At 62.7% G+C, this 26,933-nt stretch carries 28 protein-coding genes; 23 read left to right on the top strand and 5 right to left on the bottom strand.

What is annotated here, in order from left to right; translation table 11 throughout:
• The first annotated feature begins 16 nt into the window (after positions 1-16).
• From AC1ROB_RS09030 to AC1ROB_RS09050, 5 genes are all read left to right on the top strand, one after another.
• A complete protein-coding gene (locus AC1ROB_RS09030) occupies positions 17-949 on the top strand; it encodes an alpha/beta hydrolase (protein ID WP_492971523.1) in 933 nt (310 codons plus the stop codon).
• 4 nt (positions 950-953) lie between these two features.
• Positions 954-1,703, top strand: coding sequence for a TetR/AcrR family transcriptional regulator (locus AC1ROB_RS09035; RefSeq protein WP_492971522.1), 750 nt, complete (start codon positions 954-956; stop codon positions 1,701-1,703).
• 82 nt (positions 1,704-1,785) lie between these two features.
• Entirely contained in the window at positions 1,786-2,664 is an 879-nt protein-coding gene (locus AC1ROB_RS09040) for a shikimate dehydrogenase (RefSeq protein WP_492971521.1), read from the top strand.
• Positions 2,664-3,539, top strand: a complete 876-nt coding sequence (locus AC1ROB_RS09045; RefSeq protein WP_492971520.1) for an SMP-30/gluconolactonase/LRE family protein — start codon at positions 2,664-2,666, stop codon at positions 3,537-3,539. The genes AC1ROB_RS09040 and AC1ROB_RS09045 overlap by 1 nt, the downstream gene beginning before the upstream one ends.
• 21 nt (positions 3,540-3,560) lie before the next feature.
• Positions 3,561-5,465 (top strand): bifunctional sugar phosphate isomerase/epimerase/4-hydroxyphenylpyruvate dioxygenase family protein, encoded by a 1,905-nt coding sequence (locus AC1ROB_RS09050; protein ID WP_492971519.1) that lies wholly within the window; start codon positions 3,561-3,563, stop codon positions 5,463-5,465.
• 23 nt (positions 5,466-5,488) lie between these two features.
• Here AC1ROB_RS09050 and phnF read toward each other — a convergent pair whose 3' ends face one another.
• Positions 5,489-6,220 carry a phosphonate metabolism transcriptional regulator PhnF gene (phnF, locus tag AC1ROB_RS09055; protein ID WP_492971518.1) on the bottom strand — a complete coding sequence of 244 codons (732 nt, stop codon included), beginning with the start codon at positions 6,218-6,220 and terminating at the stop codon, positions 5,489-5,491.
• A 116-nt stretch (positions 6,221-6,336) separates the two neighbouring features.
• Here phnF and phnG point away from each other — a divergent pair, with 116 nt between their 5' ends.
• The 8 genes from phnG to AC1ROB_RS09095 are packed head-to-tail and all read left to right on the top strand — an operon-like array spanning position 6,337 to position 12,668.
• Entirely contained in the window at positions 6,337-6,816 is a 480-nt protein-coding gene (phnG, locus tag AC1ROB_RS09060) for a phosphonate C-P lyase system protein PhnG (protein ID WP_492971517.1), read from the top strand.
• A 2-nt stretch (positions 6,817-6,818) separates the two neighbouring features.
• Positions 6,819-7,433: a phosphonate C-P lyase system protein PhnH gene (gene phnH / locus AC1ROB_RS09065; protein ID WP_492971516.1), complete on the top strand. Its 615-nt coding sequence runs from the start codon at positions 6,819-6,821 to the stop codon at positions 7,431-7,433.
• A gap of 1 nt (position 7,434) precedes the next feature.
• Positions 7,435-8,535: a carbon-phosphorus lyase complex subunit gene (locus AC1ROB_RS09070; RefSeq protein ID WP_492971515.1), complete on the top strand. Its 1,101-nt coding sequence runs from the start codon at positions 7,435-7,437 to the stop codon at positions 8,533-8,535.
• Positions 8,532-9,464 (top strand): alpha-D-ribose 1-methylphosphonate 5-phosphate C-P-lyase PhnJ, encoded by a 933-nt coding sequence (locus AC1ROB_RS09075; RefSeq protein ID WP_492971514.1) that lies wholly within the window; start codon positions 8,532-8,534, stop codon positions 9,462-9,464. Before AC1ROB_RS09070 ends, AC1ROB_RS09075 begins: the two co-directional genes overlap by 4 nt.
• Positions 9,461-10,237 carry a phosphonate C-P lyase system protein PhnK gene (gene phnK, locus AC1ROB_RS09080; RefSeq protein ID WP_492971513.1) on the top strand — a complete coding sequence of 259 codons (777 nt, stop codon included), beginning with the start codon at positions 9,461-9,463 and terminating at the stop codon, positions 10,235-10,237. The genes AC1ROB_RS09075 and phnK overlap by 4 nt, the downstream gene beginning before the upstream one ends.
• 7 nt (positions 10,238-10,244) lie before the next feature.
• A complete protein-coding gene (phnL, locus tag AC1ROB_RS09085) occupies positions 10,245-10,949 on the top strand; it encodes a phosphonate C-P lyase system protein PhnL (protein ID WP_492971512.1) in 705 nt (234 codons plus the stop codon).
• On the top strand, positions 10,946-12,091 hold the full coding sequence (locus AC1ROB_RS09090) for an alpha-D-ribose 1-methylphosphonate 5-triphosphate diphosphatase (protein ID WP_492971511.1): 1,146 nt from the start codon (positions 10,946-10,948) through the stop codon (positions 12,089-12,091). The genes phnL and AC1ROB_RS09090 overlap by 4 nt, the downstream gene beginning before the upstream one ends.
• Positions 12,092-12,116: 25 nt before the next feature.
• Entirely contained in the window at positions 12,117-12,668 is a 552-nt protein-coding gene (locus tag AC1ROB_RS09095; RefSeq protein WP_492971510.1) for a phosphonate degradation HD-domain oxygenase, read from the top strand.
• Here AC1ROB_RS09095 and AC1ROB_RS09100 read toward each other — a convergent pair.
• Positions 12,665-13,360: a DUF1045 domain-containing protein gene (locus tag AC1ROB_RS09100; RefSeq protein WP_492971509.1), complete on the bottom strand. Its 696-nt coding sequence runs from the start codon at positions 13,358-13,360 to the stop codon at positions 12,665-12,667. The genes AC1ROB_RS09095 and AC1ROB_RS09100 overlap by 4 nt on opposite strands.
• Positions 13,361-13,521: 161 nt before the next feature.
• Here AC1ROB_RS09100 and phnC point away from each other — a divergent pair, with 161 nt between their 5' ends.
• From phnC to cysW, 7 genes are all read left to right on the top strand, one after another.
• Positions 13,522-14,403 (top strand): phosphonate ABC transporter ATP-binding protein, encoded by an 882-nt coding sequence (gene phnC, locus AC1ROB_RS09105; RefSeq protein ID WP_492971508.1) that lies wholly within the window; start codon positions 13,522-13,524, stop codon positions 14,401-14,403.
• Positions 14,404-14,444: 41 nt separating this feature from the next.
• Complete coding sequence (gene phnD / locus AC1ROB_RS09110; RefSeq protein ID WP_492971507.1) at positions 14,445-15,446, top strand: phosphonate ABC transporter substrate-binding protein; 1,002 nt, start codon at positions 14,445-14,447, stop codon at positions 15,444-15,446.
• Between the two features lie 60 nt (positions 15,447-15,506).
• Positions 15,507-16,319, top strand: coding sequence for a phosphonate ABC transporter, permease protein PhnE (gene phnE / locus AC1ROB_RS09115; RefSeq protein ID WP_492971506.1), 813 nt, complete (start codon positions 15,507-15,509; stop codon positions 16,317-16,319).
• A 207-nt stretch (positions 16,320-16,526) separates the two neighbouring features.
• Positions 16,527-17,633, top strand: a complete 1,107-nt coding sequence (locus AC1ROB_RS09120) for a sulfate/molybdate ABC transporter ATP-binding protein (RefSeq protein ID WP_492971505.1) — start codon at positions 16,527-16,529, stop codon at positions 17,631-17,633.
• A 45-nt stretch (positions 17,634-17,678) separates the two neighbouring features.
• The gene (locus AC1ROB_RS09125; protein ID WP_492971504.1) at positions 17,679-18,680 is read left to right on the top strand and encodes a sulfate ABC transporter substrate-binding protein; all 1,002 of its coding nucleotides are present in this window, start codon (positions 17,679-17,681) and stop codon (positions 18,678-18,680) included.
• A gap of 87 nt (positions 18,681-18,767) precedes the next feature.
• Positions 18,768-19,622 (top strand): sulfate ABC transporter permease subunit CysT, encoded by an 855-nt coding sequence (gene cysT, locus AC1ROB_RS09130; protein WP_492971503.1) that lies wholly within the window; start codon positions 18,768-18,770, stop codon positions 19,620-19,622.
• A 14-nt stretch (positions 19,623-19,636) separates the two neighbouring features.
• Positions 19,637-20,491: a sulfate ABC transporter permease subunit CysW gene (cysW, locus tag AC1ROB_RS09135; protein ID WP_492971502.1), complete on the top strand. Its 855-nt coding sequence runs from the start codon at positions 19,637-19,639 to the stop codon at positions 20,489-20,491.
• 15 nt (positions 20,492-20,506) lie between these two features.
• Here cysW and AC1ROB_RS09140 read toward each other — a convergent pair whose 3' ends face one another.
• The gene (locus AC1ROB_RS09140) at positions 20,507-21,193 is read right to left on the bottom strand and encodes an ImuA family protein (RefSeq protein WP_492971501.1); all 687 of its coding nucleotides are present in this window, start codon (positions 21,191-21,193) and stop codon (positions 20,507-20,509) included.
• Between the two features lie 219 nt (positions 21,194-21,412).
• Here AC1ROB_RS09140 and AC1ROB_RS09145 point away from each other — a divergent pair, with 219 nt between their 5' ends.
• Entirely contained in the window at positions 21,413-22,636 is a 1,224-nt protein-coding gene (locus AC1ROB_RS09145; RefSeq protein WP_492971500.1) for an NAD(P)/FAD-dependent oxidoreductase, read from the top strand.
• Positions 22,637-22,645: 9 nt separating this feature from the next.
• On the opposite strand, the gene AC1ROB_RS09150 is transcribed toward AC1ROB_RS09145, so the two are convergent.
• Both AC1ROB_RS09150 and AC1ROB_RS09155 read right to left on the bottom strand, forming a co-directional pair.
• Positions 22,646-23,674, bottom strand: a complete 1,029-nt coding sequence (locus AC1ROB_RS09150) for a histone deacetylase family protein (protein ID WP_492971499.1) — start codon at positions 23,672-23,674, stop codon at positions 22,646-22,648.
• Positions 23,671-24,381, bottom strand: a complete 711-nt coding sequence (locus AC1ROB_RS09155) for a GntR family transcriptional regulator (RefSeq protein WP_492971498.1) — start codon at positions 24,379-24,381, stop codon at positions 23,671-23,673. The genes AC1ROB_RS09150 and AC1ROB_RS09155 overlap by 4 nt, the downstream gene beginning before the upstream one ends.
• A gap of 119 nt (positions 24,382-24,500) precedes the next feature.
• Between AC1ROB_RS09155 and AC1ROB_RS09160 the strand changes: the two genes are divergently transcribed.
• Positions 24,501-25,277 (top strand): class II aldolase/adducin family protein, encoded by a 777-nt coding sequence (locus AC1ROB_RS09160; RefSeq protein WP_492971497.1) that lies wholly within the window; start codon positions 24,501-24,503, stop codon positions 25,275-25,277.
• Between the two features lie 27 nt (positions 25,278-25,304).
• The gene (locus AC1ROB_RS09165) at positions 25,305-26,861 is read left to right on the top strand and encodes an ABC transporter substrate-binding protein (protein ID WP_492971496.1); all 1,557 of its coding nucleotides are present in this window, start codon (positions 25,305-25,307) and stop codon (positions 26,859-26,861) included.
• The last annotated feature ends 72 nt before the right edge of the window (positions 26,862-26,933 follow it).

The raw sequence follows: 26,933 nt of genomic DNA on the forward strand, positions 1-26,933 counted from the left end.
TCCCGGCGACATCGCGATGATTGACCCCGAACTTGGTCCGTTTCTTGAAATGTGGCGTGCTGCCTGGGCCGGCCTGGCGCCAAATGCCTCGGTGCAGGACCGCAGAGCCATCATTGATCGCATTGCCGCCGATGCCCGGCAGCCGCTTCCAACCGATATTGAAGCCAGGGTCATGGTCGCTCGCCACGGCCTGCGCACTGTCCGGGTTGTGGTCTTTCGCAAGGTCCGGAGCGAACGGGCGCCTTGCCTGATCTATATGCATGGTGGCGGTTTCGTGCAGGGCAGCCCCGAGATCCATGACGAGATTGCCGTCGGGATCGTGGCCAAAACCGGTCAGACGGTCGTGAGCGTCGATTATTCCCTGGCACCCGAGCGCCCATTCCCGGCGGCAGTTATGGACTGTGAGACGGTCGTTTACTGGGTCTTCGATATTGCGGCCGAACTTGGGATCCGATCCGACGCGGTCAGTGTCGGCGGCGACAGTGCAGGCGCCAATCTGGCTGCCGTCATGGCCTTGGTCTTTCGCGACCGGCCCCAGAACCTGAAGGGCCAGCTGCTGTTTTATCCGGTGGTCGATACCGACCTGACCCGGCCGTCCTATACCAGGAATGCGAACGCCCCGATCATCACCACGGCCGCCGTTCGCCATACCTGGGACCTCTATTGCGGCAGCGACGGCGTGCGCAACAAAAGCGCCCTGGTTGCTCCGTTACGGGCGCCGAATCACCATCGCCTTCCGCCGGCCTTTGTGGCTGTCGCCGAAAACGACCCGCTCCTGGACGAGGGGCTGGCCTATGCCGAGGTCTTGAGCCGGAGCGGCGTGCCGGTGAACCTGCATATGGGCAAGGGGCTGATTCATGGATATTTGCGAGCCATGCAGTATTCCCAGGCGGTCCGCCGGGAATTTGATGCGGCTTGCAATTGGTTACACCAGCTCTATGCGGTATAGGGACATGACACCCAATACTCAGGAAAAGGGCAGCGGTCGAATGGTGAAGCGTAAGGCAGGCGCATCCGGGGCAAGCGCACAGATCGGGCGCCGCAAGCCGGCCAAGGGCGCGACCGTCAAGACTGTCCGTCAGAGCAGTCGCACGAACGACCCGGAGAAGGTCAAACGCAATATCCTGGATGTTGCAACCAAAGAGTTCTCGGCCAAGGGCCTGAGTGGCGCCCGTATTGACGAGATCGCGGCTCGCACCCATACCAGCAAGCGAATGGTTTACTATTACTTCGGCGGCAAGGAAGGCCTTTATGTTGCCGTCCTGGAAGATGCCTACAGCAAGATTCGCGCGATCGAGACGCAGCTCGACCTGGATCACCTGGAGCCTGAAGCAGCACTCCGTCGCCTGGTCGGCTTCACCTATGACTATGAAGGATCAAACCAGGATTTCATCAATCTCGTGATGAACGAGAATATCCATAAGGGAAAATATCTGGGCCAGTCGAAAAAGATCCGGACCCTTAATGTCCCCGCTATCGCAGCGGTCCGCCGGATTTACGAACGCGGATGTACGACGAAGGTGTTTCGCACGGGCCTTGATCCTATCGATATTCACTGGGCCATCAGCGCGCTCTGCTTCTTCAATGTCTCCAACCGGCATACATTCTCGATCATTTTCGATCGTGATATGACATCGGTGAAATCGGTGCGCGCGCGCCGTGATAACGTCGTCGAGCAGATCGTCCGTTTCGTGAAGCGATAGATGATGTTGGTGTATCGTCACTCCCGGTCTCTAAAATATACGAACCAGTACGTTTATTGATGAACTTGAACAGGTTGATGCCATGACCGACCGATATCTAGTTGGGCTGATCGGCACGAATATCATGAAGTCGCTGTCTCCTGCCTTGCACGAAGATGCGATGGTGGCAGCCGGTGCGCATGGTTTCTATCACTTGATGGACCTTGGCATCATGAAGCGCTCGCTGAATGATGTGGTTCAGTGTCTTCATACAATTGGCTTTGCCGGTGTGAACGTCACGCACCCGTTCAAAGAAGCCGTCTTGCCATATCTGAACGAAGTCTCTCCCCAGGCACGAGAAATTGGTGCGGTGAATACTGTGGTGGTCGATGCGGACGGCAAGACCACGGGCTACAACACGGATCGCATCGGTTTTCAGCGGGGCTTTGAAGAGGCTTTGGGTGTGAATGCCGCAAAGGGCAAGTCGGTCCTCCTGCTGGGCGCGGGTGGTGCCGGGAAAGCGGTTGCCTGGGCCATGCTCGACCTCGGGGTTCGTCATCTGCATATTTTTGACAAGGATGCGACGCGCGCTGCCAATCTGGTGGCCGATATCAACCGTATTTCGTCAACCGATATCTGCCATGCGGTTATCAATGCGGCTGACGTGGCTGGTGCAGTCTCAGGCATCGTTAACGCAACGCCGATCGGCATGATGGGGTATCCCGGTATGGCTATCGATGAGGCGTTGATTGCCCCGGGCCATTGGGTCGCGGATATCGTTTACACACCGCTGATTACCGAGCTGATCCATAAAGCGCGTTTGAAAGGCTGTGCGACTGTTACTGGTGCCGGGATGTGCGTGCATCAGGCCGCAGAGGCTTTCCGGCTCTTCACAGGCATCGTCCCTGATGCGCGGCGTATGACGCGTCTCTTCAACGATCTGGTGGTCAAACGCGATGCCAGGCTCGCAGTTGTCGACTGATGATTCCTGAAATCCGGACCGTCATTCACACGCAGGACCGGTTGGGTGAAACACCGTTGTGGTGTGATCGCACCCAGACGCTCTGGTGGATCGACATCGAGAATCCCACCTTGCATTGCGTGCAGCCGGCCAGCGGGAACCATCGTTCGTTTTCCATGCCCGGAGATTTCCTGGGCTGCCTGGCCCTGCGAAAGAACGGCAGTTTGATGGTCGCCATCGACCGGGCACTGCATTTCTTTGACCCAGCCACCGGAGAAGTGACGCTATTCAGTCAGGTCGAAGGGGCCGGGGTGGATAACCGCCTGAATGATGGTCGCTGCGACGCCAAGGGCCGGTTCTGGGTCGGCAGTATGGATAACCAGCTGCAAAGGCCAAACGGCTCCTTCTATCGCATCGATCCTGATGGCACGGCGACGCGGCTGTTTGGCGATATCATTGTCACGAACACGATCTGCGTCTCACCGGATGGCCGGACGCTCTATATGTCGGATACGCGTCGCTTCACCATTTGGGCCTTTGATATCGGCGATGATGGCGATCTCAGCAATCGCCGTGTCTTTTTCGATCACTCCGCCGCTAAGGACAGGCCAGACGGCGCCTGTGTTGATGCAGACGGTTACATCTGGAATGCGATCTTTGCCGGCGGTCGCGTCGTCCGTTATGCACCGGACGGGCGGATTGACCGTACCATTGAGGTCCCGATTACCAATCCCACCTGCGTCTGCTTCGGTGGCCCTGACCTGACCACCCTGTATGTAACCACGGCTCGTAAATTCCTGACGCCGGAACAGCTTGTGGCCGAGCCGCTGGCCGGTGCCGTGCTGGCGCTGGATGTCGGTGTTAAAGGCCTGCCTGAAGCCCGCTTTGGCGGCTAACCATTCCAATCGGAGGATGCCATGCGTCGTTCCATTGCTACTGTGTCTTTAAGTGGCACACTGTCGGAAAAGCTCGAGGCCGTGGCCGCGGCGCGGTTTCATGCCGTCGAGATATTCGAGAACGATCTGCTTTTCTTTAACGGCTCGCCCCGTCAGGTTCGCAGTCTTGCCAGCGACCTCGGCCTGGAAATCGTGTTGTTCCAGCCGTTCCGGGATTTCGAGGGCGTATCGGACGAACAACTCAAGCGTAACCTTGATCGGGCCGAAAAGAAATTCGACGTGATGGCCGAGCTTGGTGCGCCGTTGATGCTGGTCTGCTCCAATGTGGCACCGGATGCTCTTGGCGATGCCGAGCGTTCAGCGGCCCAGATGTACGAACTGGCAGAGCGCGCCGGGAAGCGGGGGCTGAAAATCGGTTTCGAGGCACTGGCCTGGGGCACCCATATCAATACCTACGGGCGGGCCTGGGAGGTGGTGAAGAAAGCCAATCACCCTCATCTCGGTGTCGTGCTGGACAGCTTCCATACCCTGGCGCTCTGCGATACGCCGGATGCCATCACGGAGATACCGGGAAACAAGATCTTTTTCGTGCAGTTGGCTGATGCGCCGAAGCTCAGTATGGATATCCTCTCCTGGAGCCGGCATTTCCGCTGCTTCCCCGGACAGGGCGATTTCGATGTCGCGACCTTTACCCTGAAAGCGCTTGAGGCTGGCTATACCGGACCGCTGTCGCTGGAAATCTTCAATGATGATTTCCGGGCTGCTTCCACCCGGCTCACTGCAGTTGATGGCATGCGGTCGCTCAATTACCTGGAAGAACAGATGCGCCTGCAGGTTCAAGCCGCAACCGGGACGCCAACGCAGACGATAGCCAAGCGCGTCGAACTGTTTGCCGCACCGCAAATGCCGGAATTGAAGGGCATCGCCTTCATAGAGTTCGCGGTGGATGGTCCGAGCAAGGATGCTTTGGCCACCATGCTGAGCGGCCTGGGTTTCCGTAAGGCAGGGCGTCACAAATCGAAGAACGTGTCCCTGTACAAACAGGGCGAAACCAACATCGTCCTTAATGCCGAGCCGGATTCCTTCGCGCATTCCTATTATATCGTTCATGGCCCATCGATCTGTGCGGTCTGCCTGCGGGTCGATGACGAGATCCAGATCCAGAGCCGCGCGGATGCCTATCAGTGCACACGCTATGAAGGACGCATCGGGCCGAACGAACGGAATATTCCGGCCTTCCGTTCACTCGACGGGAGTCTGCTGTATTTTGTTGATCAGGATTTCGATTTCTCGATGGATTTCATCCTCGAAGAGGCCGGTGGCGAGGATCATGTCGGCGTCATCGATCATATTGCCCAGGCCGTTCCGTCGGGTCAGATGGATTCCTGGGTCCTGTTCTATCGCTCGGTTCTGGGGCTCCATCCCGAAAGCATCTGGGTGCTGCCGGATCCTTACGGCCTGGTGCGCAGCCGGGCTGTCCGCAGTGCCAATGGCGCTGTGCGGCTGCCGCTGAGTTTCTCGGAAGACCGCAATACGGCGACGGCCCGGTCGGTATCGACCTTCTCCGGCGCGGGTGTTCATCACATTGCGTTCTCGACCACGGATATCTTCGACGCGGTCGGCAGCATGCGGGAGAAAGGGGTGTCGCTCCTGACTATTCCCGCCAACTATTATGACGACTTGTCGGCGAAGTTCCCCTTAACCGACGACGTGATCGAGCGCCTGCGACAGCACAACATCCTCTACGACCGCGATGGCCAGGGTGGCGAGTTTTATCATGTCTTCACCGACACCTTTGAAGATCGGTTTTTCTTTGAGGTTTGCCAGCGGGTCGGCGGGTATGACCAGTATGGCGCCGCCAACGCGCCTGTCCGCATGGCGGCCCAGGCTCAGCGTCGGATCCGGGAGTCTTTGATGAGTTTGTAACGGCCGGGCGTCATGCCGAGCATTCACTCATGCTCGATGGTCAGCGTGACGTGATCGGCAATGAAGCGGGCGCGTACGAATTCCACGGGTTTGCCGCGTTCATCGACATTGACCGTTTCGCTGATCAGGACCGGGCGCGTGCGCGGCAGGTTCAGCAATCTGGCGTCGCCGGCCGTGATCAGGCGTGCCATCACCCGTGTGGTGCGCCGGTGGTAATCATTGACGCCAGCGGCTTTCAGCGCGCCGGTGATCGACCCGCTGCGCCGGAACAACTCCGGCATGATGGGAAAGCGCTCCACCGAAAAGAAATGGCTGCTGACGCTGACGGCCCGGTCATCGGCGCTGTTGCGGGTTTCGATTTCCCATAGTGCGGCGCCTGCGGGAATGCCTAGGGCACGCGCGATATCGATAGGGGCGATAATCTGGTCGGCGCTGATCAGTTCGCGGGTCGGTTTTTTCTGCTTGGTCAGCAGGTTCTCGGTAAAGCGCGTCCGCGCACCCAGCGGGTAATCCAGCGAACCATCGGCGACGAACATGCCGCGCCCCTGTTCGATCCGCACGAGACCAGTTTCAGCCAGGCGGTTCATGGCCTGTCGCACCGTGTGACGGTTGACGCCGAAGCTGCCGGCCAGGTGCTTTTCGGTTGGCAATTGGATGCCCGGCTTGTAATCGCCACGCCGGATGGCCTGTTCCATCACGGCGGCGATCTGCCGCCAGACTGTGGTGCCGCTGCCGCGTTCGATACTGCCCTGCATCTCGCATCCTGCCGACGTCATAAAAGATTCGCGAAGACATGGCTTGATGAAGCCCGGTCGTCGGAGTAGATATGTAGATGTCTAGACCAATTTAGACAATTGCACAAGAGGTCTACATGACCGCGACAGCCTCCCAGCCCGAATTATTGGCGCAGCAGACCGCCCGGCAGCGCCGCCTGAAACTGCTGGCCCGCATTGACCGCCCGACCCTGGAGGCTGCCTGGCTGGCTCTTCCGGATCGGCCGGGATACCGGCGGCTGAAGCAGCCGGAAACCGGGCTGGCGATGGTGCGGGCGCGGGCCGGCGGAGTCGGTCAGCGGTTCAATTTCGGGGAGATGACCGTCACGCGCTGCGTGGTCGCGCTGGAGCCGGATGGCGCGATGGGCGTCGGCTATGTGCAGGGCCGCGATCACCGCAAGTCCGAGTTGGTCGCGTTGCTGGATGCCGTGATGCAGGACCCGACGCAGGCTGCCCGCCTCGAGCGCGACCTGGTGGCGCCGGCTGAGCAGCGGCTTCAGGCCGCGCGTCAGGCGCGTGCTGCGAAGGTGGCCGCCACCAAAGTCGATTTCTTCACACTCGTTCGCGGGGAGGACTGAGCATGAATGCCACTCTTCATGCACGGGGGGCGCCCGCCGCCGGTTTCGCCGATCCGGTGCAGCAGAGCCAGATCGCGTTCCGCGCCATGCTGAACGCGATGGCCCGTCCCGGACAGCAAACGACGATTGCTACAGAGGTTGGCCATCCGCCCGGCCTGGAACCGGCGCTGGCCGGTGCGGTGCTGACGCTTTGCGACCTCGATACGCCGGTCTGGCTCGGGCCTGGGCTGAATAGCGAAGCGACGCGCAGCTGGCTGGCCTTTCATACCGGCGCGCCTGTCGCGGCCGAATCCACCCGGGCGGCTGTTGCCATGCTGGCTGCAGGGCAGATGGGATCGCTGGAGGATTTCAGCTTCGGCACGGATGAAGCGCCTGAGCGCGGCGCGACCCTGCTGATCCAGGCCCCAAGCCTGCAGGGCGCGGATGCCATGATCTGGCGCGGCCCGGGCATCAAGGACGCCGTTGCCATGTCATTTTGCGGCCTGCCGGCCTCCTTCTGGCGCCAGCGCGCCATGCTGAGCGGCGCGTTTCCGCGTGGACTCGACATCTACCTTGCCTGCGGCAATGACCTGATCGGCCTGCCGCGCAGCACGACCATCGCCATCGCGGGAGCCTGACATGTATGTGGCAGTGAAAGGCGGCGAGGCCGCCATCGAGAATGCCCACAAGCTGCTGGCGGAAGACCGGCGTGGCGACACCTCGGTTGCCGAGCTGGACGTGGCGCAGATTCGCGAACAGCTCAGCATGGGTGTGGATCGCGTGATGACCGAAGGCTCGGTCTATGATCCGGAGCTGGCCGCGCTGGCTCTGAAGCAGGCGCGCGGCGACCAGGTCGAGGCGATCTTTCTCCTGCGGGCCTACCGCACGACGCTGCCGCGCTTTTCCGTGTCGCAGCCGATCGATACTACGGCGATGCAGGTGTCGCGCCGCATTTCTTCCTGCTTCAAGGACATGCCCGGCGGCCAGCTGCTCGGCCCGACTTTCGATTACACCCATCGCCTGCTTGATTTCACCTTGCTGGCGGGCCAGCAGGTGCAGGCCGCGCAGGGCAAGGGTGAGGTCGCCGATCATCTGCCGCAGGTGGTCGATCTGCTGAATGCCGAGGGTCTGATCGAGCGCGAACTGCCCGATGCCGATAGCGCGCCGGTGGGCGATCTTACCCGCGAACCGATGATGTTCCCGGCCGGTCGGGATGTGCGACTGCAGAATCTGGCGCGCGCCGATGAAGGCTATCTGCTGGCGCTGGGCTATTCCACCCAGCGCGGCTATGCCAAGTCGCATCCCTTTGTGGGTGAAATCCGCTCAGGCAGTGTCGGCGTAGTAGTCGATATTCCCGAACTGGGCTTTGCCGTCGATATCGGCGATATCGAGATCACCGAATGCCAGATGGTGAATCAGTTCAAAGGCTCGAAGACCGAGCCGCCGAAATTCACCCGCGGCTATGGCCTCAGCTTCGGCATGGCCGAGCGCAAGGCGATGGCGATGGCGCTGGTCGACCGCGCGCTCCGCGCCGAAGAACTGGGAGAGGGCATCACCGCGCCGGCGCAGGATGAGGAATTCGTCCTCTATCATGCCGATAATGTGGAAGCCTCGGGCTTCGTGCAGCATCTGAAGCTGCCGCATCATGTGGACTTCCAGGCCGAGCTGGCGCTGGTACGCCTGATGCGTGCCGAGATTGTTGCGCAGAACGATGCTGCTCTCGAGGAGGCCGCCCAATGACGATTCAACAGTCTTTCGGGCAGCAGACCTATCAGGCGTCTGCCACGCTTGATGGCTACAATTTCGCCTTCCTGGACGAGCAGACCAAGCGCATGCTGCGCCGGGCGATCCTCAAGGCGGTGGCGATTCCCGGCTACCAGGCCCCCTTCGGCAGCCGCGAGATGCCGCTGCCCTATGGCTGGGGCACCGGTGGCATGCAGGTGACGGCGGCGGTGATTGGCCGCGACGACGTGCTGAAAGTGATCGATCAGGGTGCCGACGACACGACCAATGCCGTGTCGATCCGCCGCTTCTTCGTGCGCATGACCGGGGTCGCCACCACGGAAAAGACCCGCGACGCGACTCTGATCCAGACCCGCCACCGCGTGCCGGAAACGCCGCTGCATGAGAACCAGATTCTGGTCTACCAGGTGCCGATTCCGGAGCCGCTGCGCTGGCTCGAGCCGCGCGAGACCGAAACGCGCAAGATGCACGCGTTGTCGGAATATGGCGTCATGCATGTGAAGCTGTATGAGGATATCGCGCAGCATGGCCATATTTCCACGGCCTATGACTATCCGGTTCTGGTGAATGGCCGCTACCTGATGCGTTGCTCGCCGATCCCGAAATTCGATACGCCGAAGCTGCATATGAATCCGGCCCTGCAGCTGTTTGGCGCTGGCCGCGAGAAGCGTATCTATGCTGTGCCGCCCTATACGGAGGTCAAGCCTCTGGATTTTGAGGATCATCCTTTCGAGATCGAACGCTGGCCGGAGAACTGCGCGCTCTGCAATGCCAGTGACAGCTTCCTGGATGAGGTGATCCTTGATGACAAGGGTGGCCGGATGTTCGTCTGCTCCGATACCGATTATTGCGGCGAGCGACGCGAGGCCGGCCATACCGGTCGCATGAGCGCGCCCTATACTGCCAAGCCGGAGGCTGCAGAATGATCGAGATGCCGCTGCTCAGCGTCGAGGGCCTGCATAAAAACTTCGGCCGGCAGGTTGCCTGTCGCGATGTATCCTTTGAACTCTGGCCGGGCGAAGTGCTTGGCATCGTGGGTGAGTCCGGTTCAGGCAAGTCGACGCTGCTGAACGCGATCGCCGGGCGTCTTTCCATCGACTCCGGCAGTGTGCAGTACCGTACGGCGGCCGGCGACATCGTCGATCTCGCAACGGCGTCGGATGCGCAGCGGCGACACCTGATGCGCACGGAATGGGGATTTGTGCAGCAGCATGCACGCGATGGCCTGCGCATGGGTTTTTCCGCCGGCGCCAATATCGGCGAGCGGCTGATGGCGGTAGGCCAGAAGCATTACGGCCATCTGCGCGATACGGCGCTCGACTGGCTGGAAGCCGTGGAGATTTCGCCCGACCGCGTCGATGACCTGCCGCGCACCTTCTCCGGCGGCATGCAGCAGCGCCTGCAGATCGCTCGTAATCTGGTGACCCGGCCGCGTATCGTGCTGATGGACGAACCGACCGGCGGTCTGGATGTTTCGGTGCAGGCGCGTCTGCTCGACCTGCTGCGACGACTGGTGCAGGAATACAATGTTGCCGTGATCGTGGTGACCCATGATCTGGGTGTTGCCCGTCTTCTGGCTCATCGCCTGATGGTGATGCGGCGGGGCGAGGTGGTGGAGGCCGGCCTGACCGACCAGCTTCTGGACGATCCGCAGCATGCCTATACGCAGCTGCTGGTCTCGTCGGTCCTGAGCGTGTGAGGCGGCGATGAGCAATCCCGAGATGATTCGCGTCGAGAACCTGGAAAAGACCTTCACCCTGCATCTGCGCGGCGGCATTGCCCTGCCGGTGCTGCACAATACCTCGCTCAGCGTGGCGGCCGGTGAATGTGTTACGCTGCACGGACCGTCGGGCGCGGGAAAATCGACGCTGCTGCGCTCGATCTATGGCAATTACCGGCCGCAGCAGGGCCGCATCCTGATCCGCCATAACGGCGAGCAGATGAATATCGTCGGCGCCGTACCGCGAATCGTGCTGGAGATCCGGCGCCAGACGCTGGGCTATGTGACGCAGTTCCTGCGGGTCATTCCCCGGGTGTCGACCCTGGATATCGTGGCCGAGCCGCTGCTGGCCCGCGGCGCCGGCATCGATGCGGCGCGGGAACGGGCCGCGGGGCTGCTGACCCGGCTACAAGTGCCGGAAAAAATGTGGTCCCTGCCGCCCGCCACCTTCTCGGGCGGCGAGCAGCAACGTATCAATATCGCCCGCGGCTTCTGCGCGGATTACCCGATTCTGCTGCTCGATGAACCAACAGCATCGCTGGATGAGCGCAATCGCAAAATTGTCATAGACTTGATTAATGATGCGCGGCAGCGTGGCACTGCCATCGTGGCCATCGTTCACGACGCGGAGACCCGCGCCGCCATCACCACCCGTCTGTTGCCCATGGAAGCGGTAGGAGTTGCAGCATGAGTTCCGACCTGGTTGTCACCAACGCGCGGATCATCGGTCGCGAAACCGAGATCACCGGCAGCCTGCTGGTTCGCGATGGCGTGATTTCCGATATCGACGATCATAACGTGGCGGTGGCCGGTGCGGTCGATTTCGGCGGCGATTACCTGCTGCCCGGCCTGGTCGAGCTGCATACCGACAATCTGGAAAAGCATTTCGCGCCGCGGCCGGGCGTACGCTGGCCCGGTCGCCTGGCGGTGATCAGCCACGACGCCCAGATCGCCGCGGCCGGCATCACCACTGTGCTGGACGCCATTGCCGTGGGTGACGTGCGCGACGGTGCGGTGCGCATGGAAATCCTGCGCGACATGATTGCGGCGATCGAGGCCGCCCAAAAAGACGGCATGCTGCGAGCCGAACACCTGCTGCATCTGCGCTGCGAGGTCTCGTTCAAGGACCTGATGCAGCTGGTCGAGCCGATGACAGCCCTGAGCTGGCTGAAGCTGATCTCGATCATGGATCACACCCCGGGCCAACGCCAGTTCGTGAAGCCCGAGAAATACCGCCAGTATTATCAGGGTAAGTTCGGCCTGTCGGATGAAGCCATGGACCAGTTTATGGCCAACCAGATCGCTGCCGCCGAGGCCCATGGTAAGGCCAATCGCCGCTCTGTCGTCGCGCTGTGCCATGACAAGGGTCTGCCGCTGGCCAGTCATGACGATGCGACGGCCGAACATGTGACCGAAGCTGCGCAGGACCGCATGGTGGTGGCGGAATTCCCCACCACCCATGAAGCGGCCGAACTGTCGCGCCGGCATGGCATGAAGGTGATGATGGGTGGCCCGAATCTGGTTCGGGGCGGTTCGCATTCCGGCAATATCTCGGCCCATTCGCTGGCCGAGGCCGGACATCTGGACATCATCTCATCCGACTACGTGCCCAGCAGCATGCTGCAGTCGGCTTTCTCGCTGCCCGGGCAGGTCGAAAGCATCAGCTTGCCGCAGGCGATTGCCATGGTGTCTGTCAATCCGGCCGAAGCCATCGGCCTGACCGATCGTGGTGCACTGGAGACGGGACGCCGGGCAGACATGATCCGCGTTAGTCTGGTGGAAGAGACTCCGGTGGTGCGCGCGGTCTGGCGTGCCGGTAACCGGGTGATGTAGACGGCAGGAGCAACGGAGCGGCGCCATGGTGGTACTCGATCAGATCATGACTCTTCTTGAGAAGGCCGGCGCCGAGCGCTACGGCGGCGAAGGCGTCAGCCAGCTCGAACATGCTCTGCAATGCGCCATGCATGCCGAACGCATGGGCTCGTCGCCGGAACTGATCACCGCCGCGCTGCTGCACGATATCGGCCATCTGGTCGATGAAGGCGACGAAGGCCTGGCGGAGAAGGGCATCGATGCCGAGCATGAGACGATTGCCGCCGACTGGCTCGGCCGGCATTTCTCCGCAGCGGTGGTGGCGCCGGTGCGCCTGCATGTGGACGCCAAGCGCTATCTCTGCCGCACCGAACAGAGCTACTGGGCCGGCCTGTCGCAGGGGTCGAAGACCAGCCTGGAAGTGCAGGGTGGCATCTATTCCGATGTTGAGGCTGCGGCCTTCATCGCGCAGCCCTATGCCGAGGATGCCGTGAAGCTGCGGCGCTGGGACGATGCGGCCAAGTCACCGCGCCTGAAGACACCCGACCTGGCGCATTACCGGCCGATCGTTGCGGCCGCCCTGCGGGCTTCGGCCTAACCGCCGAAGGGATAGCGCCCGGCGATGCGGAACGGGGCATCTGCCTGCGGCTGCACGTACAGGCACAGCTCTTCAGCCACATAATCCGTATTGGTGAAGGGGGCGCAGACCTGCGTCAGGTGGCGCAGTAGCGCTGAACGCTCCGTGTCATCCGCAATCGTCCCGGTCAGGGTGAAGTGCAGGCGGAAATCCTCCAGCACATAGGGATAGCCCCAGGTCTGCAGATACTGCTCCTGACGCTCGGTCAGCTTCGCCCGGCGCCGCTTTGCCAGTTCGGTTTCCGACAGCGGCGCGCGGAAGCGGTCGAAGTCGCGCACGCAGTCTGCCGCCAGCGCTTCCAGGTCGGGGGCGGGGCCGGAGGGGCGCAGGGCGATGAAACGGCCGAGCGCCGCGACCGCCAGATGCGGTCCGCGCGGGGCCTTGCGGGTAGCGACAAACCGCTCGATCGCCATGATCAGCTGCGCTTCGTCGTAATCTTTAGCCAGGCGGAAGGGCGGCTTCAGGGTGCCGTGGAAACCGTACAGTCGCGGGTCGGCGGTCAGGTCGGCGATGCGGTCGGCGCGCAGGCCGGCGGCGGGAGCGGGCGGGTAATCGATGCCCGACTCCGGGTCGCGCCCCAGCCATTCCGCAGCCCAGTCATGCAGCGGATGGTCGGCGGTTGGGGCCGTATAGAGAGCGAAGCGGGGGGCCATCGGCGGCATATCCTAGACAATAGATGGAAACATCCTGTGGGTAACCGGGCCAGCCGGGCCGGGGAGCGGGGATTTCACCCCGGCGTCGCCCAACTGCAATCGAAGTGTCACATAGCGTTGCTATCAGCCCTGAAGCCAGCGATTGAGCCCAAGGGAATCACATGCGCGCCGCCATCGAGATCGCCCATCTATCGAAAACCTTTCGTACAGGCAAGCGCGCTCTCGATGCCGTGACTCTGACTATCCAGCCGGGCGAAATGGTGGCCCTGATCGGGGCGTCCGGCTCGGGCAAGTCCACCCTGCTGCGGCATATCGCCGGCCTGATGCCGGGTGACCGCGATCCCCAGGCGCAGATTGCCGTGAACGGCCGCATGGTGCAGCAGGAAGGCCGCATCGCCGCTGGCATTCGGCAGACTCGCGCCGGCATCGGCTTCGTCTTTCAGCAGTTCAATCTGGTCGGCCGCATGCAGGTGATCACCAATGTGCTGGCCGGCAATCTCGGCCGCATGCCGCTGTGGCGCACGATGCTGCAGCGTTTCACCGACGACCAGCGCCGTGAGGCTGTCGCGGCGCTCAACCGGGTCGGGATCGCGCAATGCGCCTTCCAGCGCGCCTCCACGCTCTCGGGTGGCCAGCAGCAGCGCGCCGCCATCGCCCGTGCGCTGGTGCAGCAGGCCAAGGTGATCCTGGCCGATGAACCGATCGCCTCGCTCGATCCCGAATCCTCGCGCCGCGTCATGGCGGCGCTGGCCGATATCAATCAGTCCGACAACGTCACGGTCGTGGTGTCGCTGCATCAGGTGGATTTCGCACTCAAATTCTGCCGCCGCGTGGTGGCCCTGCGCGATGGCCGGGTGATGTTCGATGGCCCGGCCTCGGCCGTCACCGCCGCCCTGCTGCGCGGCATCTATGGCGAGCACAGCGATCTCGATTTCGGCGCCCTCTCGGGTGGCCGGATTGCCGGGCTGGGCGAGGATCTGCCGGCCGCGTCGGCAGAGGCTGAAGAACGCCTGCTGCCGCGCATGCAGGCCCTGCCGGCCTGACCTCTTTTCAGTTTTATCTAGAACCAATCGGGAGAATGACCATGTTGCGTCGCACCTTGCTCACGGCCACTGTTGCCACCCTGGCGCTCGGCTTCACCGCCGCCGTCCAGGCCCAGGGCCTGAAGGAACTGAACTTTGGCATCATCTCGACGGAGTCGAGCTCGAACCTGAAGACCATCTGGGAGCCATTCCTGGCCGACATGCAGAAGCAGACCGGCATGAAGGTGAATGCCTTCTTCGCCCCGGATTATGCCGGCGTGATCGAAGGCATGCGCTTCAACAAGGTGCAGATGGCGTGGTACGGCAATGCCTCCGCCATGCAGGCGGTCGACCGCGCCGACGGCGAGATCTTCGTGCAGACCACCGCCAAGGACGGTTCGCCGGGTTACTGGTCGCTGCTGCTGGTGCACAAGGACAGCCCGGTCAACTCGCTGCAGGACATCCTGGCAGCACCCGGCAAGTACACCTTCGGTAACGGCGATCCGAACTCCACCTCGGGCTTCCTGGTGCCGAGCTTCTACGCCTGGGGCCAGAACAACGTCGACATCCGCAAGCATTTCAGCCGTGTGGTTGCCGCCAACCACGAGACCAATGCGCTGGCCGTCGCCAACAAGCAGGTCGATGTCGCCACCAACAACACCGAGAACATGGAGCGCCTGCAGAAGACCCAGCCGGCCAAGGCCGCCGAGGTCAAGGCGATCTGGAAGTCGCCGCTGATCCCGTCCGACCCGATCGTCTGGCGCAAGGATCTGGCCGATGGTGACAAGGCCAAGATCAAGACCTTCTTTATGACCTACGGCACCCAGGCCGCCGGCAAGACCGCCGACCAGGTGGCGGCCGAGACCAAGGTGCTGACCGACCTGCAGTGGGGCCCGTTCAAGGAGTCGTCGAACAAGCAGCTCCTGCCGATCCGCCAGCTCGCGTTGTTCCGCGACAAGATCAAGCTGGAAGGCGACGCCAACATGGATGCCGCCGAAAAGACCAAGAAGCTGGCCGAGATCGACGCCAAGCTGGCCGAGCTGACCAAGCAGCTCGGTTCGTAAGACTGCATCGCACCGGGGCGGATGGCCGCCCCGGTGCTTTTTTATCGACGAGGTTTCGCCATGGCGACGACGGCCCTGACTGCTGCCGATCTTCCGATCCATCCGCCCAAGCCGGGCCTGCGCACCTCGCTGGGCCGCATGCTGGTCTACGGCCTGCTGGCCGCGATGCTGGTCTGGTCCTATCAGGGCGCGGAGATCCGGCCGATGGCGCTGATCAACGATGCCGGCAACATGGCAACCTTCCTGAAGGATTTCTTCCCGCCGGATTTCCGCGAGTGGCGCTACTACCTCAGTGAACTGGTCGTCACCCTGCATATCGCGATCTGGGGCACCGTGCTGGCGATCTTCTGCGCCGTGCCGCTCAGCCTGCTGGCTTCGGCCAATATCGCGCCCTGGTGGGTCTACCAGCCGGTGCGGCGTGTGCTCGACGCGCTGCGGTCGATCAACGAGATGGTCTTCGCCATGCTGTTCGTGGTCGCGGTCGGCCTAGGGCCCTTCGCCGGTGCTCTGGCGCTGTGGATTCATACCACTGGCACGCTGGCCAAGCTGTTCTCCGAAGCGGTCGAGGCGATCGACCCGCAGCCGGTGGAGGGTATCCGCGCCACCGGCGCCAATGTGCTGGAAGAAATCGTCTATGGCGTGATTCCCCAGGTGATGCCGCTGTGGCTGTCGTATTCGCTGTACCGCTTCGAGGCCAATGTCCGCTCGGCATCCGTGGTGGGCATGGTGGGGGCAGGCGGCATCGGCGTGGTGCTGTGGGAAGTCATCCGTGGCTTCCAGTTCGCCCAGACCTGCGCGGTGATGATTATGATCATCCTGCTGGTCAGTGCCGTGGACGTCGTATCGGCCCGGATCCGTAAATCCTTTATCTGAAGCCAGCATCTCCAGGCGGCGTCAGGACCTGCTCCTCCGGGGCAGGTCCTTTGTTTTTCAATGTGTTAAATGAGGTTTTGACTTTATTTCACAATTTTATTTAGTTAAAAAATTAAATTAACAAAATACTGTGGTTAAAAATACAAGCCTGCCTTATATTCTCGTAAAACCTCCTGGCACCCGCCGGGAGCGACGGGAAGACAGATCATGGCCATCGACATTCAGGGCATCGTCAAACAGTTCGGCAGCACCCCCGTGCTGCGCGGTATCGACCTCGATATCGCCGATGGCGAGCTGATCGCGCTGCTCGGCGCCTCGGGTTCGGGCAAGACGACGCTGCTGCGCATCCTGGCCGGCCTCGACTGGCCCAATGCCGGGCAGGTCAGCGTGGACGGTGCCGACTGGCTGGCGCTCGACCCGCAGGCGCGCAAGGTCGGCTTCGTCTTCCAGCATTACGCCCTGTTCCAGCATATGACGGTGGCCGAGAATATCGCCTTCGGCCTGCGCGTCCGCCCGCGCGACGAACGCCCCGCCGATGCCGAGATTAAGGCCCGCGTCGACCAGCTGCTCTCGCTGGTCCAGCTCGACGGCCTGGGCCAGCGCTATCCGGCCCAGCTTTCGGGCGGCCAGCGGCAGCGCGTGGCGCTGGCGCGTGCGCTGGCTATCCAGCCGAAAATCCTCCTGCTGGACGAACCCTTCGGCGCGCTGGACGCCCGCGTGCGCAAGGACCTGCGCCGCTGGCTGCGCGAGCTGCATGACCAGCTTGGCACCACCACCATCTTTGTCACCCACGACCAGGAAGAGGCTTTCGAACTGGCCGACCGTGTGGTGGTGATGGGTGAGGGCCGCATCGAGCAGGTCGGCACGCCCGACGAAATCTACGAGAATCCGGCCAGCCCGTTCGTGGCCCGCTTCCTCGGCGGCGTGAACGAACTGCCGGCCGCGCTGCAGAACGGCCGCCTGGTGCTGCCCAATGCCGATACCAGCGCCGTGGCCCGCATGGCGGCCGGCGACGGCGACGTGACCCTGTTCGTGCGCCCACATGAGATTGACCTGCTGCCCGACAGCGCCGCCACCGCGCGCATCGCCGGCACGGCCTCGAACGGTCCGAGCTTCCGCTACGATATCGCGCTGCCCGGCATCGACCGCCCGATCGAGGTGGAGCTGCCGCGCGAGGCGGTGCGCGACCGCCAGCTGCGCCGCGGCGACACGGTACGGCTGCAGATCCTGCGCGGCCGCATCTTCGCTCCGCCGCATCCGCGCGTGCCCGTTGTGGCTGCCGATACCCGCGGCATCCGCAGCGCCGCCCTCTGATTTCCGTCCCGACCCTCTGCCAGAATGAAAAAAGGAACTTCCGTCATGAAACGGCTCGCCACTTTCGCGACAGCCCTTGTTCTCGCCGCCTCGCCTGTGATGGCGCAGGACAAGCCGTCTGAAATCCTCAACGTCTCCTATGATATCGCACGCGAACTGTTCGCCCAGATCAATCCGGTCTTTGCCGCCGAGTGGAAGGCCAAGACCGGGCAGACGCTGGAGATCAAGCAGTCGCATGCCGGCACCTCGCGGCAGGCGCGCTCGATCCTGGAAGGCCTGCAGGCCGACGTGGTGACCTTCAACCAGTTCACCGACGTACAGATCCTGGCCGACCGCAAGTTCCTCTCGGCCGACTGGCAGAAGAAATTCCCCAACAACGCCTCGCCCTTCTATTCGCTGCCGGCCTTCCTGGTGCGCAAGGGCAATCCGAAGAACGTCAAGGACTGGAGCGATCTGGCCCGTCCTGACGTGAAGTCGGTCTTCCCTAATCCGAAGACCTCGGGCAATGCGCGCTATACCTATCTGGGCGCCTATGCCTTCGCGCTGGAACAGAACAAGGGCGACCATGCCAAGGCCAAGGACTTCGTGAAGAAGTTCCTCGCCAATGTGCCGGTCTTCGATACCGGTGGCCGCGGTTCGACCACCACCTTCGTCGAACGCGAGATCGGCGACGTGCTGATCACCTTCGAGGCCGAAACCAACGGCATCCGCAAGGAATATGGCGACAAGGGTTTCGACCTGGTGACACCGTCGCTGTCGATCCTGGCCGAATTCCCGGTGGCGGTCGTTGATCGCGTGGCGGACAAGCGCAACAGCCAGGAGGTTTCCAAGGCCTACCTGCAGTTCCTGTACAGCGAGGCGGGTCAGGAAATTCTCGCCCAGAATTTCAACCGCGTGCACAACCCGAAAGTGGCTGAAAAGTATAAGGGCCAGTTCCCGGCTGTGAAGTTGGTCACCGTGGAAGATGTGTTCGGCGGCTGGGACAAGGTCACCAAGGAGCATTTCTCCGAAGGTGGCACGCTGGACCAGGTGTTCGTCAACCGCTGAGGCCGATCTGACGCAAACCGTCCCGGCCGGATCAACGCCGGACGGGACGGTTCTCTCCGAGGGCGGTTCTCCACTATAGTCCCCACCATGACTGCTGTTGTTCCCCATGCCGGGCCGCGCCCCCGGCATGTCCTTCCCGGCTTTGGCCTCACCATCGGCACCACCCTGCTGTACCTGGCAGTGATCGTGCTGCTGCCGCTGGCTGCGCTGCTGCTGAAATCGGCCGAGATCGGCCCGGCCGGCTTCTGGCGCCTGATCACCAGCCCGCGCACGCTCGCCTCGCTGCAGGTCACGGCCTACGCGGCCCTGCTGGCGACGCTGTTCAATGCCGCCTACGGCCTGCTGATGGCCTGGATCCTGGTGCGCTACGACTTTCCCGGCAAACGCATCATCGACGCGCTGATGGATCTGCCGTTCGCGCTGCCCACCGCGGTGGCCGGCATCGCGCTTACCGCGCTCTATTCCAAGAACGGCTGGTATGGCGGTCTGCTGGATTCCGCCGGCATCACCGTGGTCTACACCGTGATTGGCGTGGCGATCGCCATGGCCTTCACCAGCGCACCCTTCGTGGTGCGCACGCTGCAGCCGGTGCTGGAAGACATCCAGCCTGATATCGAGGAAGCCGCCGCCACGCTTGGCGCCTATCGCGGCACCATTTTCCGCAAGGTGATCTTCCCCGCCATCTTTCCGGCCTATCTGACCGGCTGCTCGCTGGCCTTTGCGCGCTGCCTCGGCGAATTCGGCGCGGTGATCTTCATTGCCGGCAACCTGCCGATGAAAACCGAGATCGCCGCTCTGCTGATCTTCATCCGGCTGGAGGAATACGAGTATCCCGCCGCCTCGGCCATCGCCGTGGTGCTGCTGGTCGCCGCCTTCACGATCCTGTTGCTGACCAATGTGCTGCAGGCCTGGCATATGCGCTACAAGCGCAAGAGCGGGTGATGGCAATGTCATCAATGCCTGCACAGAAATCGCCCTTTCCTGCCGGAAAGAAATCAGTCGACTGGGTGCCGCGCCTGCTGATCGGGCTGGGCGTGGTGCTGACCATCCTGTTCATCCTGACGCCGATCCTGGTGATCTTCGCCCAGGCTTTCTCGAAGGGCGTCGGCACTTATGTCGGCAACATCCTGCATGGCGAAACCCTGCATGCGATCCTGCTGACGGTGCTGGTCGCGCTGGCCGTGGTGCCAGTGAATATCCTGTTCGGGGTCGCGGCGGCCTGGGCGATCACGAAGTTCGAATTCCCGGGCAAGAAGCTGCTGCTGACCGCCATCGAGATTCCGTTCTCCATTTCGCCGATCGTCGCCGGCGTGATCTATATCCTTCTTTATGGCGGGCAGGGGCTGCTGGGGCCGCTGCTGGAGCAATATGACATCCGCATCATGTTCGCCCTGCCGGCGATCTTCCTGGTCACGCTGTTTGTTACCAGCCCGTTCGTGGCGCGCGAGTTGATCCCGCTGATGCAGGCGCAGGGCAGCGAGCAGGAAGAGGCGGCCGTGACGCTGGGCGCCAGCGGCTGGCAGACGTTCTTACGCGTAACCCTGCCCAATATCCGCTGGGCGCTGCTGTATGGCACCGTGCTCTGCGCCGCCCGCGCCATCGGTGAATTCGGCGCGGTCTCGGTGGTGTCAGGCAATGTGCGCGGCGAAACCAATACCCTGCCGCTGCAGGTGGAACTGCTCTATCACGACTACAATGCCGTCGGCGCCTTTGCCGCGGCCAGCACGCTGGCGCTGATTGCTCTGATCGCCTTGGTGATCAAGGCGGCACTGGAACGACGCATCCAGAAGCGGCAAGCGCCGCTGCACTGACTTAAGAAAACAGGCTTACGCGGCTGCCGCCGCCTGATCGGGCTGGGCCAGGTCGGCCAACAGGCGGAAGCTGTGGGTTTCCGGCGTCCATTCCAGCAGCCAGGACCCGGTGCGGCCGTTGCTGCTGTGCTCCAGCGTGATCTGCAGCCAGGTATGGCGGCCGTCGCTGCGCGCCGGCTCGATGCGCCAGCGGGTCAGTGCCGCAGCGGCCGCGACGCGGTCGCGCCGGATCACGATACCGACGCTGTTGCTGCGCGCGGCGGCATTCTGCAGGCGGCTGATGTCTGACTCTTCAAGACTGTCGAATTCGCCGATCACGGCGCCATAGCCCAGTTCGCGCAGGCTCTGGTCCATGGCCCAGAGGCGGTCGGCCGGACGCGACGTCCAGGCGATGGTGAGGCGGCGGTGATCCAGGCCCTGCTGCGCCAGGTCGGTGGCGCGGAGCTGCTGGTCCGGGGTGATCCACAGTACCGGCTGCTGACGCGGATTGCGGCTGGTCAGGGCCGCCAGAAACATCGTGATAGCAGTGTAGTCGCCGGTCATTTCATGCAGGCCGCTGCAGCCCATGCCACCGCCGGGCAGCACGCGGTCGATGGCCGCCAGGCCGAATTTCAGGTTGCCGCCGGGCCGCAGGAAAGTGCCGTCCAGGGAGAACTGGGACAGACGGCTGCGCAGACGTTCGATGGTGGCGGGGCGGGTCATGGGAACCTCCGAAGAATGTTCTCATGTTCTATCATCGGTCTCGTATGGACGCAATATGTTCTTTATTAATTCTCTTTAATGTTCCTGTTCGGTCTGGAGCATTCTTGGGCAAGTATTTGAAAAGACACTGCTATCCGCATGGCCGGAGCATCAACGGAACGTCGCGGTTGGGCCCGACCGAGGCAACTTGCCCCAGGGGTCGGGCGTTTGGCTGTCCTCATGTCCGATCAAACCGTGTCCCTGAAGCTGCGCTCCGGCCAATCCTATTGGGAGCTGCAGGCCCCGAAACTGTCGCTGCCTGAAAGTCCGTTCGCATCCTGCAAGACCGATATCGTAATTGTCGGGGCCGGCATTACCGGATCTTTCATCGCCGAGCGGCTGAGCCGCGCCGGGCATGCGGTGGCCCTCATCGACCGGCATGCCGCGCAACGCGGTAGCACGGCGGCCAGCACCGCCATCGTGCAATGGGAGATCGATAATCCCATGGTCGAGCTGGAAACCCGCATCGGCTATGAGCAGGCGGCGAAGATATTCAATTACGCCTATGCCGCCGTACAGGAGATCGGCCGGGCCATCGATGGACTCGGCATCGCCTGCGATGCGGCCTGGCGGCCATCGCTGTTCCTTGCCGGCAACCAGCTCGATGCGGCGCAGCTCCGCGAGGAATACCGGCTGCGGCATCGCGCCGGCCTGCCGCTGGAATACCTGGTCCGTGACGATCTGGTGCATCGGTTCGCCATCGATCGCGGAGCGGCGCTGCTGTCGGCCGATGCCTGCGACGTCAATCCGATGGCGCTGGCCCATGGCCTGCTGTCAGCCGCCGTGGCGCGCGGCGCGCGCCTGTTCACGCCGTCGCGCGCGGTCGATTACGATTTCTCCGCCGATGGCGTCGCGGTGCATACCGATCATGGCGCCGTCATTAGCGGGCGCTGCCTGATCCTCGCCACCGGCTATGAAATGCCGCCCTTCGTGCCGGCGCACAGGCATCAGATCGTGTCGACCTGGGCGCTGGCAACGGCGCCGCAGTCGCACGGCGTTCCCTGGCCGGGCAAGGGGCCAATCTGGGAAGCCTCCGATCCTTATCTCTATATGCGCGGCACGGCGGATGGCAGCATCCTGGTGGGCGGCGAAGACGAGGCGATCACCGCGGCGCCGGCCCGCGATGCGCTGACGCCGGGCAAGGCCGCCATCCTGATCGACAAACTGAAGCGGTTGCTGCCAATCATCGAAACCGAGATCGCAACAGTGTGGTCGGGCTTTTTTGGTACCACCAGCGACGGCCTGCCCCTGATCGGGCGGGTGCCGGCGCATCCGAACTGCTATGCCGCCTATGGCTATGGCGGCAACGGCATCACCTTCAGCACCATCGCGGCTGACATGCTGGCGTCACTGGTCGCCGGCGAGCGCCACTGGGCGGAAGACCTGTTCGCGGTAGATCGTTAGGGATGACCGCTAGCGCGCGGTTTCGTAGCCCGCCAGCACGGCGGCGAGATTGACGCCGAGGATGTCGGAGAGATAGCCGCCCTCCTGCACCAGTGCAGTGGGCAGGCCGATGCGGGCAATCGCCGCGCCGATCTGACTGAAACCCTTGGTGGTGATTTTCAGGCCCTGCAGAGGATCTTCCTCGGAAGCATCGAGGCCCAGCGCCACCACCAGCGCGCCCGGCGCAAAGGCTTTGATCGTCTTCACGGCGCGATCCAGTGCCACCATGTAATCGGCATCGCCGGTGCCCAGCGGCAGCGGTATGTTCAAGTTGGCCCCGGTGCCGGCGCCGCTGCCGCGTTCGTGATCATAGCCGACGTAGAACGGATAATAGCTGCCCGGATGCGCATGGATCGACACGGTCAGTACGTCGCCGCGATCGTAGAAGATGCCCTGGGTGCCGTTGCCGTGATGGACATCGACATCCAGGATGGCGACGCGCTCATGCTTCTGGCGCAGATGCGCGGCCGCAATCGCGCTGTTGTTGAGGTAGCAGAAGCCGCCGGCCATGTCGCGATAGGCGTGGTGGCCGGGTGGGCGGCAGAGCGCATAGACGGTATCCTCGCCATCCAGCACCATCTGCGCCGCCGTGGTGGCGACATCGGCCGCCGCGCAGGCGGCGGCAAACGTGCCGGCGCCGATGGGGCAGGCGGTATCGGAAGTATGCCAGCCCAGCTTGCCGACGATGCCGGTGGGATAGCTGGTATCCTGGCCGCGCTGGGCATGGATATTGGGGATCATCTCGGCATTGGAATCGCCCAGCGCCTGCCATTCGGCAAAGCCGTGTTCCAGGAAGGCGAGATAATCGGGGCTGTGCACGCGGGCGCGCGGGTCGTTGCCGAAACTTTGGGCCGGAAGGATGGTGTGTTTGCCGCTGTTCAGGCCATTGAGCAGGCGCGTCGCGCGCTCGGGCTGCTCGGTGGTCTTGCGGACCACCCCGCGGACCAGGAAGAATTGCGGATCGTGGCTCTGATGCGCATCGCTGTAGACGGCTTTCACGGGACTCTCTCCGTCGTCTGATTGGCGGGCAGGGTGCGCACCAGTTGCGCCACACCGCGCCAGGCGTCGCCAAGATGGTATTCTACGCCTTCATGAATCTTCCCCACATCGCCGCTTTCGATGGCGGCCAGCAGCGGTTCATGGGTTTCGGCGATGCGGTGCGGATCGTCGTAGAGGCGGCCGATCAGACCGATCACGATACGCAATTCGGACGCCAGGTCGTCGAACAGCCGCAGCAGGCGCCGGTTGCCCGACATCTCGCAGATCAGCCGGTGGAAGCGGTAATCCTCTTCCACCTGGCGCGCGGGATCGTTGGAGGCGGCAGTCTCGTAGAGCACGTCGAGCTGGCGGCGCAGCGCCGCGCGGCCGTCCGGCGTCAGGCGGCCGGCGGTGAGGACGGCAGCGTGTTTTTCGATGCAGATGCGCAGGTCATACAGGTCGTCGATCTCGTCAGGCGCATGGGTGCGGACGAAAAAGCCGCGGCCGGGAATCGCCACCAGCAATCCCTGGCTTTCCAGCAGGCGGCCGGCCTCGCGCACCGGCGCGCGGCTGACCCCCAGTTCGCGCGCCACGACGGCCTCGGCCACCTTGGCGCCGGGCGACAGCTGTCCGGAAATGATCGCAGCGGTGAGCGACCGGGCGATCTGGCTGACCAGATCCTGGCTCACGATGGCGGGCAAACCGACCGGCTTTGAGGCGAGGCGCATCAGGGTATGTCCTTGAAGAAGCGGTCTATCTCACAAATCGTCGACTGTCGACACTTTTCGATTGCGAGTCATTTCAAAGCCATGACAGGATGACGCCCTGTTTGCGGAGGCGAAGACCCATGAGTGCATCCATTCGTAGCCTGGACAAAAGTCACGACCTGTCCTGGCAGACCAAAACCGATCTCGCCGCTGCCTACCGCCTGATCCACCGTCACGGCCTCGACGACAGCATATACACCCATATCTCGGCGCGCCTGCCCGGCGGCCATGACCGCTTCCTGATCAATCCCTATGGCATGCGGTTCGAGGAGGTGAAGGCCTCGAACCTGGTCACCGTCGATATCGACGGCAAGGTCATCGAGGATCCGCTGGGCCTGGAGATCAATCCGGCCGGCTTCACTATCCACAGCGCCATCCATTCCGCCCGGCCCGACGTGGTCTGCGTGCTGCACACCCATACGGTGGCCGGTGTGGCGGTCTCCTGTCAGGAAGAGGGGCTGCTGCCGCTGAACCAGTGGTCGATGCAATTCCACGGCCGCGTCGCCTATCACACCTATGAAGGCATCGCGCTCGACCTCGACGAACGCCAGCGGCTGATCGCCGATCTGGGTGACAAGAACGTATTCATCCTGCGCAACCACGGTCTGCTGACCTGCGGCCGCTCGGTGGCGGAGGCCTTCAAGCTGATGTTCAACCTGGAACGCTCCTGCCGGGCGCAGCTGGCGATCCAGTCGGCCGGCGCGCCTGTCATGCAGGCGCCGCCGGGCATTCCGGAAAAGACCGCGGAACAATACCGCGTGGGTTACGACAGGGTAGAAGCCGGCAACAAGCCGGACATCGAATGGGAGGCTTTCAAGCGGATGTTGGAGCGTACGGATCCCGACTACCGCACCTGACAGATACTGACACAGAGGGGGTTAGCTGTGCTGAAGAAAAGCCTGATCGGTCTACTCGTTGCCACCGGTATCGCCACATGTCTCGCCACCGGCGCGATGGCGCAGAAAGCGGGCGGCATCGCCAACGCCATTATCCAGCCGGAACCGCCCGGCCTGATGCTGGCCATGCTGCAGAATGGCCCGGTCCAGATGGTGGCTGGCAATATCTACGAAGGCCTGCTGCGCTACGACGCCAAGCTGGCGCCCCAGCCCGGCCTCGCCGAGAGCTGGGCGATCACCGACGAGGGCAAGACCTATACCTTCAAGCTGGTGAAGACCGCCACCTGGCATGACGGCAAGCCGTTCACGGCGGCCGATGTGCTGTTTACTGTGGAATTCATCAAGCAGACCAATCCGCGCGCCCGCGCCAACCTGGTACAGGTCGACAGCGTCTCGGCCCCGGACGACTACACCGTGGTGTTCAAGCTGAAACAGGCCTTCGGCCCGTTCATCGGCATCTTCGAGGTCGGCTCGATGCCGATGGTGCCCAAGCATATCTATGATGGCATCGACTGGAAGACGGCGCCGGCGAACAACACGCCGATCGGCACCGGTCCTTTCATGTTCAAGGAGTGGCAGAAGGGCAGCTTCATCAAGCTGGTGAAGAACCCGAACTACCATGTGAAGGGCAAGCCGTATCTGGACGAGATCTACTGGCACGTCATCCCGGATGCCGCCGCGCGCTCGGTGGCCTTCGAGACGGGCAAGGTCGACATCCTGCCCGGTGGCTCGGTCGAGAATTTCGACGTGCCGCGCCTGAGCAAGATGAAGGATGTCTGCGTCACCGGCAAAGGCTGGGAGTATTTCGGCCCGCTGGCCTGGATGTGGCTGAACAACCGACAGGGCCCGACGTCGAACAAGCTGTTCCGCCAAGCGGTGATGTACGCGATGGATCGCGACTTTGCCAAGAACGTGGTGTGGAACGGCCTGGGTGAAGTCGCGGTCGGCCCGATCTCCTCGGCCACCAAGTTCTTCGACAAGAGCCTGGCCAAGTACAAATACGATCCGGCCAAGGCCAAGGCGCTGCTCAAGGAAGCCGGCTACAAGGGCGAGAAGGTTCGCTTCATGCCGTTGCCCTATGGTGAGACCTGGGCCCGCTGGGGTGAGGCGGTGCGCCAGAATCTGCAGGATGTCGGTATCAATATCGAGATGGTCGCTACCGACGTGCCGGGCTATAACCAGAAGCTCGGCGAATGGGATTACGACATCGGCTTCAGCTATCTCTACCAGTATGGCGACCCGGCGCTGGGCGTCGGCCGTAACTATGTAACCTCGAACATCGCCAAGGGCTCGCCCTTCAACAATGTCGAAGGCTACTCCAATCCGGAAGTCGACCGGCTGTTCGCTGAGGCCGCCACTGCCTATCCGGACTCCAAGCGCCAGGAACTCTACAATCAGGTGATGAAGATCCTGATCGACGACGTTCCGGTCGCCTGGCTGCTGGAACTGGAATTCCCGACGATCACCAAGTGCAGGGTCAAGGATCTGGTCACCACCGGTATCGGTGTGAACGACGGTTTCCGCGACGCCTGGATCGACAAGTAAGCTCAGGTTATCTCCCCCCTGCGGCGACCCTGGTTGCCACAGGGGGGCATTATCGGCCTCCCCTGTCGACCT

The organism is Ferrovibrio sp. GW821-FHT12F09, assembly GCF_058806775.1.